The following is a 12,780-nucleotide window of genomic DNA, read 5'->3' on the forward strand; positions in this document are numbered from 1 at the left end:
TCAGATTGGAACGTGTTCTAATCTGCCGCGCATGGGCATCGGAATCACGCAGGAACAGCGGGAGTTGGCCGAGGCCGTACGCGGCTGGGTGGCGCGGACCGTACCGCCCGAGGAGGTGCGCAAGCTGCTCGACGCCCCGCCGCGGACGGGGGCGCGGCCCGGCTACTGGGACGGCCTGGTGGAATCGGGGCTGGCGGTGCCCCATCTGGAGGGCGGGACCCTGCTGGACCTGGCCGTCGTCGTGGAGGAGGCCGCCCGGGCGGCGCTGCCCGGGCCCTTCCTGCCGAGCGCGCTGGCCTCCGTACTCCTGGACCGGGCGGGGGCCGCACCGCTCGACGGCCGCATCGGGGCCGTCGCCCTCGGCCCCGGCACCCTCACCGCCGTTCCCGTCGAAGGCGGCGCACACCTCCTGGACGGGGTCGCGCCCCCCGTACTCGGCGCCGGCGAGGCCGACCTCGTCCTCCTCGCCGCCGAAACCGCGCACGGCACCCGCTGGTACGCGGTGGACGCCGACGCGCTGGACGTCCGCACCCACGAGGGCGCCGACCCCACCCGCCCCACCGCCGAGGTCCGCGCGCGGGCGGTCACCGTCGCGCCCGGCCGGCTGCTGGACCTGGACGCCGCCCTCGTCCAGGACCTGGCCTGCACCCTCTTCGCGGTCGACGCCTGCGGCACCGCCGCCTGGGCGGTCCACACGGCCGCCGAGTACGCGAAGACGCGCGAGCAGTTCGGCAGCCCCATCGGCCGCTTCCAGGGCGTCAAGCACCTGTGCGCCGACATGCTGGTCCGCCTGGAACAGGCCCGCGCGCTCGCCTGGGACGCGGCGAACAGCGCCGCCGAGACCCCCGCGGTGCGCTCGCTCGTCGCCGCACTCGCCGCCGCCACCGCCCTGGACGCCGCGTACTCCTGCGCCAAGGACTGCATCCAGGTCCTCGGCGGCATCGGCTTTACCTGGGAGCACGACGCCCACCTCTACCTGCGCCGCTCCCTCGTCGCCCGCCAGCTCCTCGGCCCCGGCGACGGCCACCGCGCCCGCGCCGTACGCCTCGCGGCGGCCGGCGCCCGGCGCGAACTGCGCCTGGAACTCCCGCCCGCCGCCGAGGCCCACCGGGCGGCCGCCCGCGCCGCCGCCGAGGGCGCCCGGGGCCTCGACCCGGCCGCCGCCCGGCGGGCGCTGGCGCCCACCGGGTACGCGGCCCCCCACCTCCCGCCGCCGTACGGGCTCGGCGCCGGGCCCGTCGAACAGCTCGTCGTCCAGCAGGAGCTGAAGGAGGCCGGGGTCAGGCTCTCCGACCTCGGCATCGCCACCTGGGTCGTGCCCTCACTGCTCGCCTACGGCACCGCCGGACAGCAGGCCGCCCACCTCCTGCCCACCCTGCGTGGGGACGTCACCTGGTGCCAGCTCTTCTCGGAGCCGGGCGCGGGCTCCGACCTGGCCTCCCTGCGCACCAGGGCCGAGCGGACCGGGGACGGGTCCGGCTCCTGGAAGGTCAACGGCCAGAAGGTGTGGACGAGTTCCGCCCACACCGCCGACTTCGGGATCCTGCTCGCCCGGACGGACCCGGCCGCGCCCAAGCACAAGGGGCTCGGCTACTTCGTCGTCGACATGAAGCACACCCCCGGCATCGAGATCCGCCCGCTCAAGGAGATCACCGGCGAGGCCCTCTTCAACGAGGTCTGGTTCGAGGACGCGCTGCTGCCGGCCGACGCCCTGGTCGGGGCGGCCGACGGCGGCTGGAAGGTCGCCCGCAACACCCTGGGCAACGAACGCGTCCACATGGCCGACCAGATGACCTTCGACACCGGGCTGGAAGCGCTGATCGCCCGCTCGGCGGAGCTCGACGGCTCCTACCCGGCCCGCATCGGCGCGCTGGCCGCCGAAGCGCACGCCCTCGCCTGCATCGGCCTGCGGACCACCCTCCAGCAGGTGTCCGGACTGGAGCCGGGCGCCGGGGCGTCCGTACGCAAGCTCGTGCAGACCCCCCACCAGCAGCGGACCGCCGACCTGGCCCTCGAACTGCTCGGCCCGGCGGGCGCCGTGTGCGAGGGCGCGGGGGAGCGGGCGGTGCACGGGATGCTCATGTCCCGCTGCCTGACCATCGCCGGGGGCACCACACAGGTCCAGCTCAACGTCGTCGCCGAGCGGATTCTCGGCCTCCCCAGGGACTAGGAGTCATCGGGCATGAAGTCGTACATCGTGGGCGTCGGCATGACGAAGTTCGAGAAGCCGGAGTCACGGGACTGGCAGTACTGGGACATGGTCGGGGAGGCCGGCGGCGCGGCGCTCGCGGACGCGGGCGTCGACTACGGGCTGGTGCAGCACGTGCCGGCCGGGTACTGCTTCCAGGCCTCCACCGCCGGGCAGCGGGCGGTGTACGAACTGGGCCTGACCGGCGTCCCGGTCTACAACGTCAACAACAACTGCGCGACGGGCTCGACGGCCCTGATGATGGCGCGGCAGTTCGTCCAGGGCGGCCTGGCCGACTGCGTGCTCGCCGTCGGCTTCGAGAAGATGAAGCGCGGCGCGCTGGGCGGCGGCGCCGACGGCGGCGACTTCGCGACGTCGCCGGTGGCCCGGCACTACGGGATCATGGCGGCCGCGCACGGCTTCGAGATGTCCCCGCCCACCGCGCAGATCTTCGGGAACGCCGCCCGCGAACACATGGAGCGGTACGGGACCACGCCCGCCCAGCTGGCGGCGGTCGGCGCCAAGAACCACCGGCACTCCGCCAACAACCCGAACGCGCAGTTCCAGGACGTGTACACGGTCGAGGAGATCCTCGCCTCCAAGACCATCCACGACCCGCTGACCAAGCTCCAGTGCTCCCCCACCTCCGACGGGGCCGCGGCGGCGCTGGTCGTCTCGGAGCGGTTCGTGGTGGCGCACGGACTGCACGACAAGGCCGTCGAGATCGTCGCCCAGGCCATGACCACCGACACCGCCGAGAGCTTCGGCGGCTCCTGCATGGCCGTCGTCGGCAAGCCGATGACGGCCGCCGCGGGGCGGCAGGTGTACGAGGCCTCCGGGCTCGGCATCGAGGACGTCGACGTCGTCGAACTGCACGACTGCTTCTCCGTCAACGAACTGCTCACCTACGAGGCCCTCGGCATGTGCGCGGACGGGGCCTCCGGCAAGCTCGTGGAGAGCGGCGCCACCACGTACGGCGGGCGGTGGGTGGTCAACCCCTCGGGCGGCCTCATCTCCAAGGGCCACCCGCTCGGGGCGACGGGGCTGGCGCAGGCGGCGGAACTGGTGTGGCAGCTGCGCGGCGAGGCGGGAGCCCGCCAGGTGCCCGGAGCCCGGGTCGGGCTCGCGCACAACATCGGGCTGGGCGGTGCGGCGGTGGTGACGCTGCTGCGCAGGTGACGGGCTCCCGGACTGCCTACACGGGCGCGAGCTGCGGCATCAGGCGCAGCGCGTTCTCCCGGTTGACGGCGCGGCGGAGCGCGGGCGTCAGCGCGGGGTCCGCGGCCAGCGCGGGGACGGCGATGTCCGCGACCATGTCGGCGGGGCAGGCCGGCCAGTCGCTGCCGAACAGGATCCGGGCCGGGTCCACGGTGGCCAGCAGGGTGCCGGCCGGGGACATCGGGCCGGCCGTGTCGTAGTAGAACCGGTGCAGGTGGTCCCGGACGGCGGCCGGGTCGACCGGCGGGTGGAAGGAGCCCGCGAAGGCCTCCAGCCGGGTCGCGATGTGCGGCAGGAACCCGCCGCCGTGCGGCAGGATCACCGACAGGTTCGGGAAGCGGTCGAGGGTCCTGGTGCGGATCATGTTGGCGGCGGCGCGGGTCGTGTCGAGGAGGAAGTCGCACAGGAAGTTCGGCACCCCCGGCACGGTGACCCCCGGCGGCCCGCCGGCCCCCGGCCGCCCGCCGCCCTCGGGCGTACGCGGCCCCCCGCCCTCCGGCGCCCCGGACCCGGCGCCGGGCTCGGCCGCACCGCCCGCACCCGCCCGCCCGCCCCCGCCCGGCCCGCCGGCCGGGGCCGGACCGGCCGCCGGGGTGGCCGGCAGGTTGTGGGGGTGCGTGTCCACCACGGCCGCCCGCTCGTCCAGTTCGGCGAAGATCCCGTCGTAGACCGGGTCCCCCAGGTACACCCCGCCGTAGTTGGCGGTGATGTTCACCCCGGCCGCGCCGAGTTCGTCCAGCCCGAGCCGCAGCGCCCAGGAGGAGACCTCCAGGTCGTCCAGGAAGAGCGGGGTGTGGAACGCGAACCGCCCCGGATGCGCCTGCACGGCCTCCACCGCCGCCCGCAGCGTCACCGTGATGGCCTCCCGCAGCTGCGCGGAGGTTTCGTACCGCGCGGGCAGCATCGGCTTGAGCACGGCCGTGGCGATCCCCGCCCGGTCCATCAGCGCCAGCGCGGACTCCGCGTCCCAGTGCGCCCAGGGCGGCAGCGCCCGCGGGTCGACCAGTCCCTGCGCCTCCCCCCACTCCCGCCAGGCCGGCGCGCAGAAGTGGTGGTGCACGTCGATCACCGCCCGGCTGCCGTCGTCCTCGGCGGCCGCCGAGCCGGGCCGTGCTGCTCCACTGGCGGTGAAACCGCCGACGCCGTATTCCGGCATGCGCGCATTCCCTCTCTTCGGGCCGCGGAGCGGTTTCGCGAACGGGTGCGGAGCGGTTCGCGAACGGGCCGCGGAACGGGTCAGCGAACACCTTAGGACGGGCCCGCCCGGCCGCCGCCCGGACATTCCAGAGGGGGAGGATTCGGCGCCGAACGGCGCAACGCGGTTTTGCCGTCATTCGGCCCAGGGAAAGGAGCCGACTGTCAATTCCGGGTTACCCGAGAGGCATGCGCGCGTGACGACTGAACCGACAGTGGCAGTGGGGGACGGGCCCGGGCTCGAAGAAGCGGTGGCGGCGGTGACGAAGGGCACGCCCGAATACCGCCAGTGCCCCTACCCGGTCTACCGGTCGCTGCGCGAACAGGCCCCGATCGCCCGGCTGACCCCGGGGCACGGGGTGGACACGTACCTCGTCACCCGGTACGAGGACGCCCACGCGCTCTTCGCCGACCACCGCATCGGCAAGGACATGCACGAGGCCATCGACACCTACCACGCCCTCTTCGGCGACGCGTGCGAGGCGCTCGACGACAACCTCCTCTTCGCCGACCCGCCCCGGCACACCCGGCTGCGCCACATCGCCAAGACCGCCTTCACCCCGCGGCACGTCAAGGACCTGCGCCCGCACATCCAGGAGCTGGTGGACGACCTGCTGGACCGGTGCCCGACCGACCGGCCCGTCGACCTGATGACGGCCTTCGCCCTGCCGCTGCCCATCATGGTCATCTGCGAGCTGCTCGGCATCGTCGGGGCCGAGCGCGTCGAGGTGCTGGAGTGGTTCGCCCAGGTGACCCGTTCCCGCTTCAGCCGGGACCTGAAGGACGACCTCGTCGAGGCGGAGCACTGGCTGCGCAATTACTTCACCGGGCTGATCCACCGCACCCGCGAGAATCCCGCCGACGACTTCCTGAGCCTGCTGGTGCAGACCCCGCACGACGAGGAACCGCTGACGGACGACGAACTCGTCTCGATGATCTGGGTGCTGCTCTTCGCCGGCCACAAGACCACCACCCTCCAGATCGGCAACTGCGTCCACAGCCTGCTGACCCATCCCGAACAGCTGAAGGCCGTCCGGGAGAATCCGGAGCTGCTGCCGCAGGCGATCGAGGAAATGGTCCGTTTCGAGGGCTCCGTGGAAACGTCCACCTTCCGGTACGCGCTGGAGGACGTGGAAATCGGCGGGACGGTCATTCCGCGGGGCGCAGTCGTCCAGATCGCGATCGCCTCCGCGAACCGCGACCCGGAGAAGTTCCCCGAGCCCGACAAGCTCGACGTCCGCCGCGAGGGTCTCCAGGGCAACCACCTCGGCTTCGGCTTCGGGACGCACTACTGCCTGGGCGCGCCGCTGGCCCGCCTGGAGCTGGAGATCTGCCTGACGTCGCTGCTGGACCGCTTCCCCGACATGGTGCTGGCGCTGCCGTCGACGCACGGCGGTGACTGGCTCAAGAGCCCCTTCCCCGCCTTCCGGGGGCTGGAGCGGCTCCCCGTGGCGCTGGACCCCTCACGGACCGTCGACGACTGGACGAAGCCCTCCGGCTGAGCCCCGGCGCCGGCGTCCAGCGGCCCCCCGCCGTCATGGGCGGGGGGCCGCGCCGTGCGCCTACGGACCCGCCAGCGCCGGGTCCACCACCGTCTCGCCCGCGGAGGCGCGGCGCAGGCAGTCCGCCAGGTCCTCGACCGGGCCGTCCCGCAGGACCAGCCCCGCCGCGCCCGCCGCCAGGGCCGCGTCGAGCAGGCCGGGCCGCGCCGAGCCGGCGCTCACCAGGACCCGGCACTCGGGATCCTCGGCCAGCAGGGCCGTCACCGCCGTGACCTCCTCCACCAGCGCCACCGCGGGCCGGGCCAGGGCGGAGTCCACCACCTCGATGTCCGGCTGGAGGCCGAGGCGGAGCGCGAGGGGCGGGTCCGGCGGTTCCAGCAGGACGCGCAGCGAGCGAGCGGGCCGGTGCGTCACGGGCATTTCGTCCACCGCCGCAGCGTAACGGGACGTGACCGGTGGAGGCGGCAACACGCCGCGGCCAACAACGATCTGACGTCGGGTCAGCAGTCTTCCCAAGTGCTGGGGCGTGCGTTATACATGCCTTCAGCCGACGCTAGAACGCGTTCTAGAACGTGTGCCGGCGGGCGGCCCCGCATACGACCTCGGTGCGGCCGACGGTGCGGACGGCCGTGCCGAGGTCTTCCAAGGAACCGAAGGAGCAGCATCCTCATGCCGATCGATGCCGCCAAGGCCCTCGCCGCCGAACCCCGCCGGGGTGACATCGGCTGGGACCACAAGGACATCCAGCTCTACCACCTGGGCCTCGGAGCGGGAGCGCCCCGGCACGGGCAGAGCCTGGCGACGGACCCCGACGAGCTCCGCTACACCCTGGAGTCCAGGCTCCACGTCCTGCCGAGCTTCGCGACCGTCGCCGGAGCCGGCATGGCCATGCTGGGCGGTCTCGCCGCCCCCGGCCTCGACGTGGACCTCGCGGCGGTCCTGCACGGCGGGCACTCCATCGAGCTGCACCGGCCGATCCCCGTCAAGGGCCGTGCCACCTCCACCTCCAAGGTCGCCGCCGTCTACGACAAGGGCAAGGCCGCCGTGATCGTGCTGCGTTCCGAGGTCGCGGACGCCGACGGGCCGCTGTGGACCAGCGACGCGCAGCTCTTCGTACGCGGTGAGGGCGGCTTCGGCGGCGAGCGCGGGCCCTCCGTCAGCGCCGAGGCGCCCTCGCGGGACCCGGACCGCACCGAGGAGCGGGGGATCCGCGAGGAGCAGGCGCTGCTCTACCGGCTCTCCGGCGACTGGAACCCCCTGCACGCCGACCCGGAGTTCGCCAAGCTGGCCGGCTTCGACAAGCCGATCCTGCACGGCCTGTGCTCGTACGGGATGACCCTCAAGGCCGTCGTCGACACCCTGCTCGGCGGGGACGTCTCCCGGGTCCGCGCCTACCGGACGCGCTTCGCCGGGATCGTCTTCCCGGGGGAGACGCTGCGCATCCGGATGTGGCAGGAGGCGGGCCGCGTCCTGGTCTCGGCGACCGCCGTCGAACGGGACGACGCGCCGGTCCTCGCCGACACCGTCGTCGAACACTCGTAGCACCCACCCAAGGAGCCGCACCGTGCGCGCAGCACTGCAGAGCGAGATAGGCCAGGACAAGCTCGAGGTCGTCGACGACATGGAAGCCGTGGGCTTCGGCCCCGGCAAGGTCCGGATCCGCGTCAAGGCCACCGGCCTCTGCCACTCCGACCTCTCCGCGATGAGCGGCGTACTGCCGCAGCCCGCCCCCTTCGTCCCCGGCCACGAGGGCTCGGGCGTGATCACGGACGTCGGCGACGGGGTCACCGGCCACGCGGTCGGGGACCGCGTCCTGGTCTGCTGGCTGCCGCCGTGCGGCCACTGCCCCGCCTGCACGCGCGGCCAGGGCCACCTGTGCCTGGAGGCCTTCGGGAACGTCGCCACCCCCAACTTCAGGCGGGCGGGCAGCGACGTCTTCGGCTTCGCCGGCACCGGCACCTTCTCCGAGGAGATGGTCGTCCCGGCCGCCTGCGCCATCCCGATCCCCGACGACCTGCCCTTCGACATCGCCGCGCTGATCGGCTGCGGGGTCACCACCGGACTCGGCGCGGCCATCAACACCGCGGCCGTCGGGGCGGGTTCCTCGGTCGCCGTCATCGGCTGCGGCGGCGTGGGCATCTCCGTCATCCAGGGCGCCAAGGTCCAGGGCGCGGCCCAGATCATCGCCGTCGATCCGGTCGCCTCGCGGCGGGAGGCGGCGCTGCGGTTCGGCGCGACCGAGGCCGTGGCCCCGGAGGAGTTCGCCGACGCCAAGAACCGGATCACGGCCGGCGAGGGCTTCGACTACGTCTTCGAGGTCGTCGGCAGGTCCGCGACCGCGCAGAAGGCGTACGAGATGACGCGGCGCGGCGGCTCCGTCGTCGTGGTCGGCGCGGGCGCCCTCGACGACGACTTCAAGGTCAACATGTTCTCGCTGTTCTTCGACGAGAAGAAGATCCTGCCGTCGATGTACGGCGGCGGCGACGTGCTCCGCTCCTACGAGCGCACCATCGCGCTGTGGCGGGCGGGCCGCATCGACCTGGAGAACCTGATCACCCACCGGGTGAAGCTGGCCGAGATCAACGATGCCCTGGACCAGATGCGCACCGGCGTCGCCCTGCGCACCTGCATCGAACTCTGAGCACTGCGAGACCGCCGATCCGACACCGCTGAGAGGAACGTTACGGATGTCACTCCCACTTGAGGGGCTCTCCGCCATCGTCACCGGCGCCGGCCGCGGGCTCGGCCGGGCCGAGGCGCTCGAACTCGCCCGGCTCGGCGCGAGCGTGGTCGTCAACGACTACGGACAGAGCGGCCGCGACGGCTCCGGAGAGGCCTCCGCCACCCCCGCGGAGGAGGTGGCCGAGGAGATCCGCGCGGCCGGCGGCCAGGCGGTGGCCCACCTCGGCGACGTGGCCGACTTCGAGCAGGCGCGGGACCTGGTGGGCCTGGCGGTGTCGCGTTTCGGCAAGCTCGACGTCCTGGTCAACAACGCGGGCATCCTGCGGGACCGGATGGTCTTCTCCATGACGGAGGACGAGTGGGACTCGGTGATACGGGTCCACCTCAAAGGCCACTTCAACACCACCCGCTTCGCCTCCGCGCACTGGCGCGAGCGCTCCAAGGCGGCGGGCGGCCCGGTGTACGGGCGGATCGTCAACACCTCCTCCGAGGCGTTCCTCGGCGGTTCGGCCGGCCAGCCCAACTACGCGGCGGCCAAGGGCGGCATCGTGGGCCTGACCACCTCCACCGCCCTGGCCCTGGCCAAGTACGGGGTGACGGCCAACGCCATCTGCCCGCGCGCCCGGACCCGGATGACCGAGGACGTCTTCGCCGGCTTCCAGGTCCCGCAGGAGGGCCAGCTCGACGCCCTGGCCCCCGAGCACGTCGCCCCACTGGTCGGCTACCTGGCCTCGCCGGCCTCCGCCAAGGCCAACGGACAGCTGTTCGTGGTGCACGGCGGGATCGTCGTCGTGATGGAACGCCCCCGGGTGGCCGCCAAGTTCGACACGGCCAAGGAGGCCTTCTCCTTCGAGGAGCTCGACGCCCTCCTCACCCCGCACTACGAATCCCGCCCGGCGAACGAGACCTTCGCGGCGGCCGAGGTCCTGGGCCTCAAGCACGGCTAGGTGCTGTCCGGCCGGTCCTCCCGGCGGCCGAAGCGCTCCTGGGCCGCCAGGACGGCTTCGGCATGGCGACCCGCCCATGCGCCCATCGCGCGGATCGGGCCCAGCAGCGCGGTGCCCGCCTCGGTGAGGGAGTAGTCGACGCGGGGCGGGGCCTCGGCATACGCCTCGCGTACGACCAGGCCGTTGCACTCCAGGCGTCGGAGGGCCTCGTTGAGCACCTTGGGGCTGAGCCCGCCGATGCGCGTGAGGAGCGCGCGCGGCCTCATCGGTCCGTTCTCGCCGAGGACGTACACGATCACGCTGTCCCAGCGGTTCGACAGGACGTCGAAGGCCACCCTCGCCCGGCAGTCCGCGGCGTACCCGCCGCCGTCCAGGTCCTGTTCCCGGGTCTCTTCCGTCGCGTCGGCCATGCGCTCATCCTGCCCGGCCCGATGCACACCGGATGGTGTGCGTCGGCGCGCCTAGCGTCCTGTCCGTCACACCTCGCGGATCGCCGCACGGACGACAGGAGCGAACACATGCGCATCGGCATTCTGGGGACGGGGGCCATGGCCACGGCCCTCGGCGCGGCCTGGGTACGGACCGGTCATGACGTCAGGGTGGGCGGCCGGGACGCCCAGGCGGCCTCCCGCACCGCCCGGCGCACCGGTGCCTCCGGGGCCGGCAGCCTCGCCGAAGCCGCGGCCCACGGGGAGGTCGTACTGACCGCCGTACCGGCGCAGGCCGCCCCGCGGCTGGCCGGGGAACTGGCCCACCTGCTCGCCGGACGGACGCTGATCGACTGCACCGTCCCGATGGATCCGGGAGCGGACGGCCCGGTCCTGACCACGGGCGGCGCCACCTCCGTCGCCCGGCTCGTCGCGGACGCGGCCCCCGGCGCCCAGGTGGTGAAGGCGTTCAACGTGTGCCACGAGAGCATCTGGACCCTGGACCGGCCGAGCTTCGAAGGGGCCCCGCTGGCGGTGCCGTTCTGCACCGACCAGCCGGACGCCGCCGCGCGGGTGGCGGAGCTCATCACCTCGATGGGCTGCACACCGCTGCCCTGCGGCGGACTCGGTCGGGCGGCCCTGCTGGAGGCCGCCGCCGTGTTCGCCATCGGTGTCTGGTGGTCGGGCGCCGAGGTCCGTTCCGCGTTTCCGGCGCCGGCCCTGGCCCCGGGGGCCGTGGACGACTACTGAGGTTTTCAGGGTGGGGTCGGTGAGGCGGGGGTCGATCGCGGCGGCGTGTGCGGTCGAGGTCCTCCGGTGGGGGTGCACACGGCGGGAGCCGGATGGTGGCGAGCCAGTCGTGGACAGGTGGCGACGACGCGCATACGTATGGGCGACATGCGGGGTTTGCGGCACACATGTTGGTTTCATCCCCCGACAATGATCGGATGGATGTACGGCGGGTGTCCGCGAAGAACGTGGTGCCGCTCCTCGGCCAGCTGCGCGGCTATTCGGTGCGCTGGGCGCGCGCCGACGTGGTGACGGGATTCGCCGTCGCGGTGGTGCTCGTGCCGCAGGCTCTGGCCTACGGGCAGCTGGCCGGCCTCGGTCCGGCCGCCGGTCTGTACACCGCGGTGGGGGGCATGGCGGTGTTCGCCCTGCTGTCGTCCACCCGGGGAGTGTCGGTCGGCCCTTCGTCGACCTTGGCGATCATGACGTTCGCCGCGGTGAGCGCCCGGGCCGGAGGCGACGCCGGCCGGATGGCGTCGCTGGCGGCGTGTCTGGCGCTGCTGACGGGTGTTCTGCTGTTGCCGTCCGGGCGCTTGCGGGGGCTCACCAATTTCCTGTCGGCGCCGGTGATGCTCGGGTACGCGGCAGGGACGGGTGTGGAAGTCGTGGCCAGTCAGGTGGGCACGCTGGTGGGCGTGAAGACCTCCAGCGACCGTCCACTGGTCAGGGTGTGGGAAGTGCTCACCCATGTGGACCAGGTGCAGCTGGTGACCGCGGGGGTGGGTCTTGCCGCTCTGGCCGTCCTCGTGGTGCTGAAGCGGGTCCTGCCGGCCGTGCCCGGCTCACTCGTCGTCTGTGCGGTGGCGGTCGTGGTATCGGCTGCGGCGGGTCTGTCAGGGCACGGTGTGGCGGTGGCCGGGCGGGTTGTCGGTGGCTTGCCCGTTCCGGCCTGGCCGGATGTGACCGTCGCGGACGTGTGGGCGTTGCTGCCGCCGGCAGCCGGCATGGCCATGATCATTTCGATCGAGGCGGTGGACGCCCTCCGGGTGGCCGATGCGGGTTCCCGGGAGCAGGCCTCGCTGGCGCGGGAGTCACTGGCCCTGGGCGTGGCGAGCGCGGGTGCGGGTGTACTGGGAGGTTTCGCGCCGACGGCGAAGGACCCCCAGCGGGGGGCCCGCTCACAGTTGTTCCAGCTGGTGGGCGCCGGTTTCGTGGTGTTCGCATTGGTCACCGGTGGCCCGGTGATCGGGCTGCTTCCGCTGACGGTGCTCGCTGCCGTGGTCATCGTGTCGGGGTTCCGGTTGATCGACGCCGCGGGATTCGTGCGGCTGTGGCGCGGTTGGCGCGGGGAGTGCGTGCTGGCGTTCGTCGCCGCGGTCAGTGTGCTGGCGTTGGGCGTCCTCCAGGGACTGCTGGTCGCCGTCATCCTCGCACTGGGGCAGTTGCTCCGCCGCACCGCCTGGCCCCGTGACGCCGAGCTGGCCGTCCCCGATGACGGCGGGGTGCCCCACGAGGTGGCGCCGGGCGAGTCCGCCTCCTCGGACGTGCTGATCTACCGGGTGGACGCACCGCTCTTCTTCGCCAACATCAACCGGGTCCACCAGCGGGTCCTGTCCCTCGCCGCGGCGCGGGCACCATATCCGCGGTACGTGGTCCTGGACGCCGAGGCCGTGTTCTACCTCGATTCCACCGCGGCGGAGGTCCTGGCACAGCTGACCGCCGACCTGCGGGAGCACGGCTGCGTTTTCGTCCTGGCCCGTCCCCGCGAGCGTGTCCTGGCGGTGCTGCGCGCCAACCCGTTCCGGGACGGCGCCACCCGGCAGCTCCGTGTCTTCTCCTCCGTCCGCGAGGCGTACGCCGCCTTGCGGGAGCCCGAAGAAAGGTGACGCATG

At 73.1% G+C, this 12,780-nt stretch carries 11 protein-coding genes; 8 read left to right on the top strand and 3 right to left on the bottom strand.

Annotation, left to right across the window (positions count from 1 at the left end):
- Positions 1-31: 31 nt before the first annotated feature.
- Positions 32-2,170 (top strand): acyl-CoA dehydrogenase family protein, encoded by a 2,139-nt coding sequence (locus tag AB0D45_RS16875; protein ID WP_362459452.1) that lies wholly within the window; start codon positions 32-34, stop codon positions 2,168-2,170.
- A gap of 12 nt (positions 2,171-2,182) precedes the next feature.
- A complete protein-coding gene (locus AB0D45_RS16880; RefSeq protein WP_362459455.1) occupies positions 2,183-3,367 on the top strand; it encodes a beta-ketoacyl synthase N-terminal-like domain-containing protein in 1,185 nt (394 codons plus the stop codon).
- A gap of 16 nt (positions 3,368-3,383) precedes the next feature.
- Here AB0D45_RS16880 and AB0D45_RS16885 read toward each other — a convergent pair whose 3' ends face one another.
- Positions 3,384-4,562 carry an amidohydrolase family protein gene (locus tag AB0D45_RS16885; RefSeq protein ID WP_362459458.1) on the bottom strand — a complete coding sequence of 393 codons (1,179 nt, stop codon included), beginning with the start codon at positions 4,560-4,562 and terminating at the stop codon, positions 3,384-3,386.
- 298 nt (positions 4,563-4,860) lie between these two features.
- On the opposite strand from AB0D45_RS16885, the gene AB0D45_RS16890 reads away from it, so the two are divergent.
- On the top strand, positions 4,861-6,102 hold the full coding sequence (locus tag AB0D45_RS16890; RefSeq protein ID WP_361604952.1) for a cytochrome P450: 1,242 nt from the start codon (positions 4,861-4,863) through the stop codon (positions 6,100-6,102).
- Between the two features lie 60 nt (positions 6,103-6,162).
- Here the strand turns inward: AB0D45_RS16890 and AB0D45_RS16895 are convergent, their stop codons facing one another.
- On the bottom strand, positions 6,163-6,522 hold the full coding sequence (locus tag AB0D45_RS16895; protein WP_362459568.1) for a DNA-binding response regulator: 360 nt from the start codon (positions 6,520-6,522) through the stop codon (positions 6,163-6,165).
- A gap of 249 nt (positions 6,523-6,771) precedes the next feature.
- On the opposite strand from AB0D45_RS16895, the gene AB0D45_RS16900 reads away from it, so the two are divergent.
- Genes AB0D45_RS16900 through AB0D45_RS16910 form a run of 3 tightly spaced genes read left to right on the top strand, consistent with a single transcriptional unit; the run spans position 6,772 to position 9,731 of the window.
- Complete coding sequence (locus AB0D45_RS16900; RefSeq protein ID WP_362459461.1) at positions 6,772-7,644, top strand: MaoC/PaaZ C-terminal domain-containing protein; 873 nt, start codon at positions 6,772-6,774, stop codon at positions 7,642-7,644.
- Between the two features lie 22 nt (positions 7,645-7,666).
- A complete protein-coding gene (locus AB0D45_RS16905; protein ID WP_361604946.1) occupies positions 7,667-8,743 on the top strand; it encodes a Zn-dependent alcohol dehydrogenase in 1,077 nt (358 codons plus the stop codon).
- Positions 8,744-8,789: 46 nt separating this feature from the next.
- Positions 8,790-9,731 carry a 3-oxoacyl-ACP reductase gene (locus AB0D45_RS16910; RefSeq protein ID WP_362459464.1) on the top strand — a complete coding sequence of 314 codons (942 nt, stop codon included), beginning with the start codon at positions 8,790-8,792 and terminating at the stop codon, positions 9,729-9,731.
- Here the strand turns inward: AB0D45_RS16910 and AB0D45_RS16915 are convergent.
- A complete protein-coding gene (locus AB0D45_RS16915) occupies positions 9,728-10,141 on the bottom strand; it encodes a helix-turn-helix domain-containing protein (protein WP_362459467.1) in 414 nt (137 codons plus the stop codon). The genes AB0D45_RS16910 and AB0D45_RS16915 overlap by 4 nt on opposite strands.
- A 21-nt stretch (positions 10,142-10,162) precedes the next feature.
- Here AB0D45_RS16915 and AB0D45_RS16920 point away from each other — a divergent pair, with 21 nt between their 5' ends.
- Positions 10,163-10,909 (top strand): NAD(P)-binding domain-containing protein, encoded by a 747-nt coding sequence (locus AB0D45_RS16920; RefSeq protein WP_362459470.1) that lies wholly within the window; start codon positions 10,163-10,165, stop codon positions 10,907-10,909.
- Between the two features lie 212 nt (positions 10,910-11,121).
- Complete coding sequence (locus AB0D45_RS16925; protein ID WP_362459473.1) at positions 11,122-12,774, top strand: SulP family inorganic anion transporter; 1,653 nt, start codon at positions 11,122-11,124, stop codon at positions 12,772-12,774.
- Positions 12,775-12,780: the final 6 nt, after the last annotated feature.

The sequence above is a fragment of the Streptomyces sp. NPDC048352 genome (assembly GCF_040651895.1).
Lineage (GTDB): Bacteria > Actinomycetota > Actinomycetes > Streptomycetales > Streptomycetaceae > Streptomyces.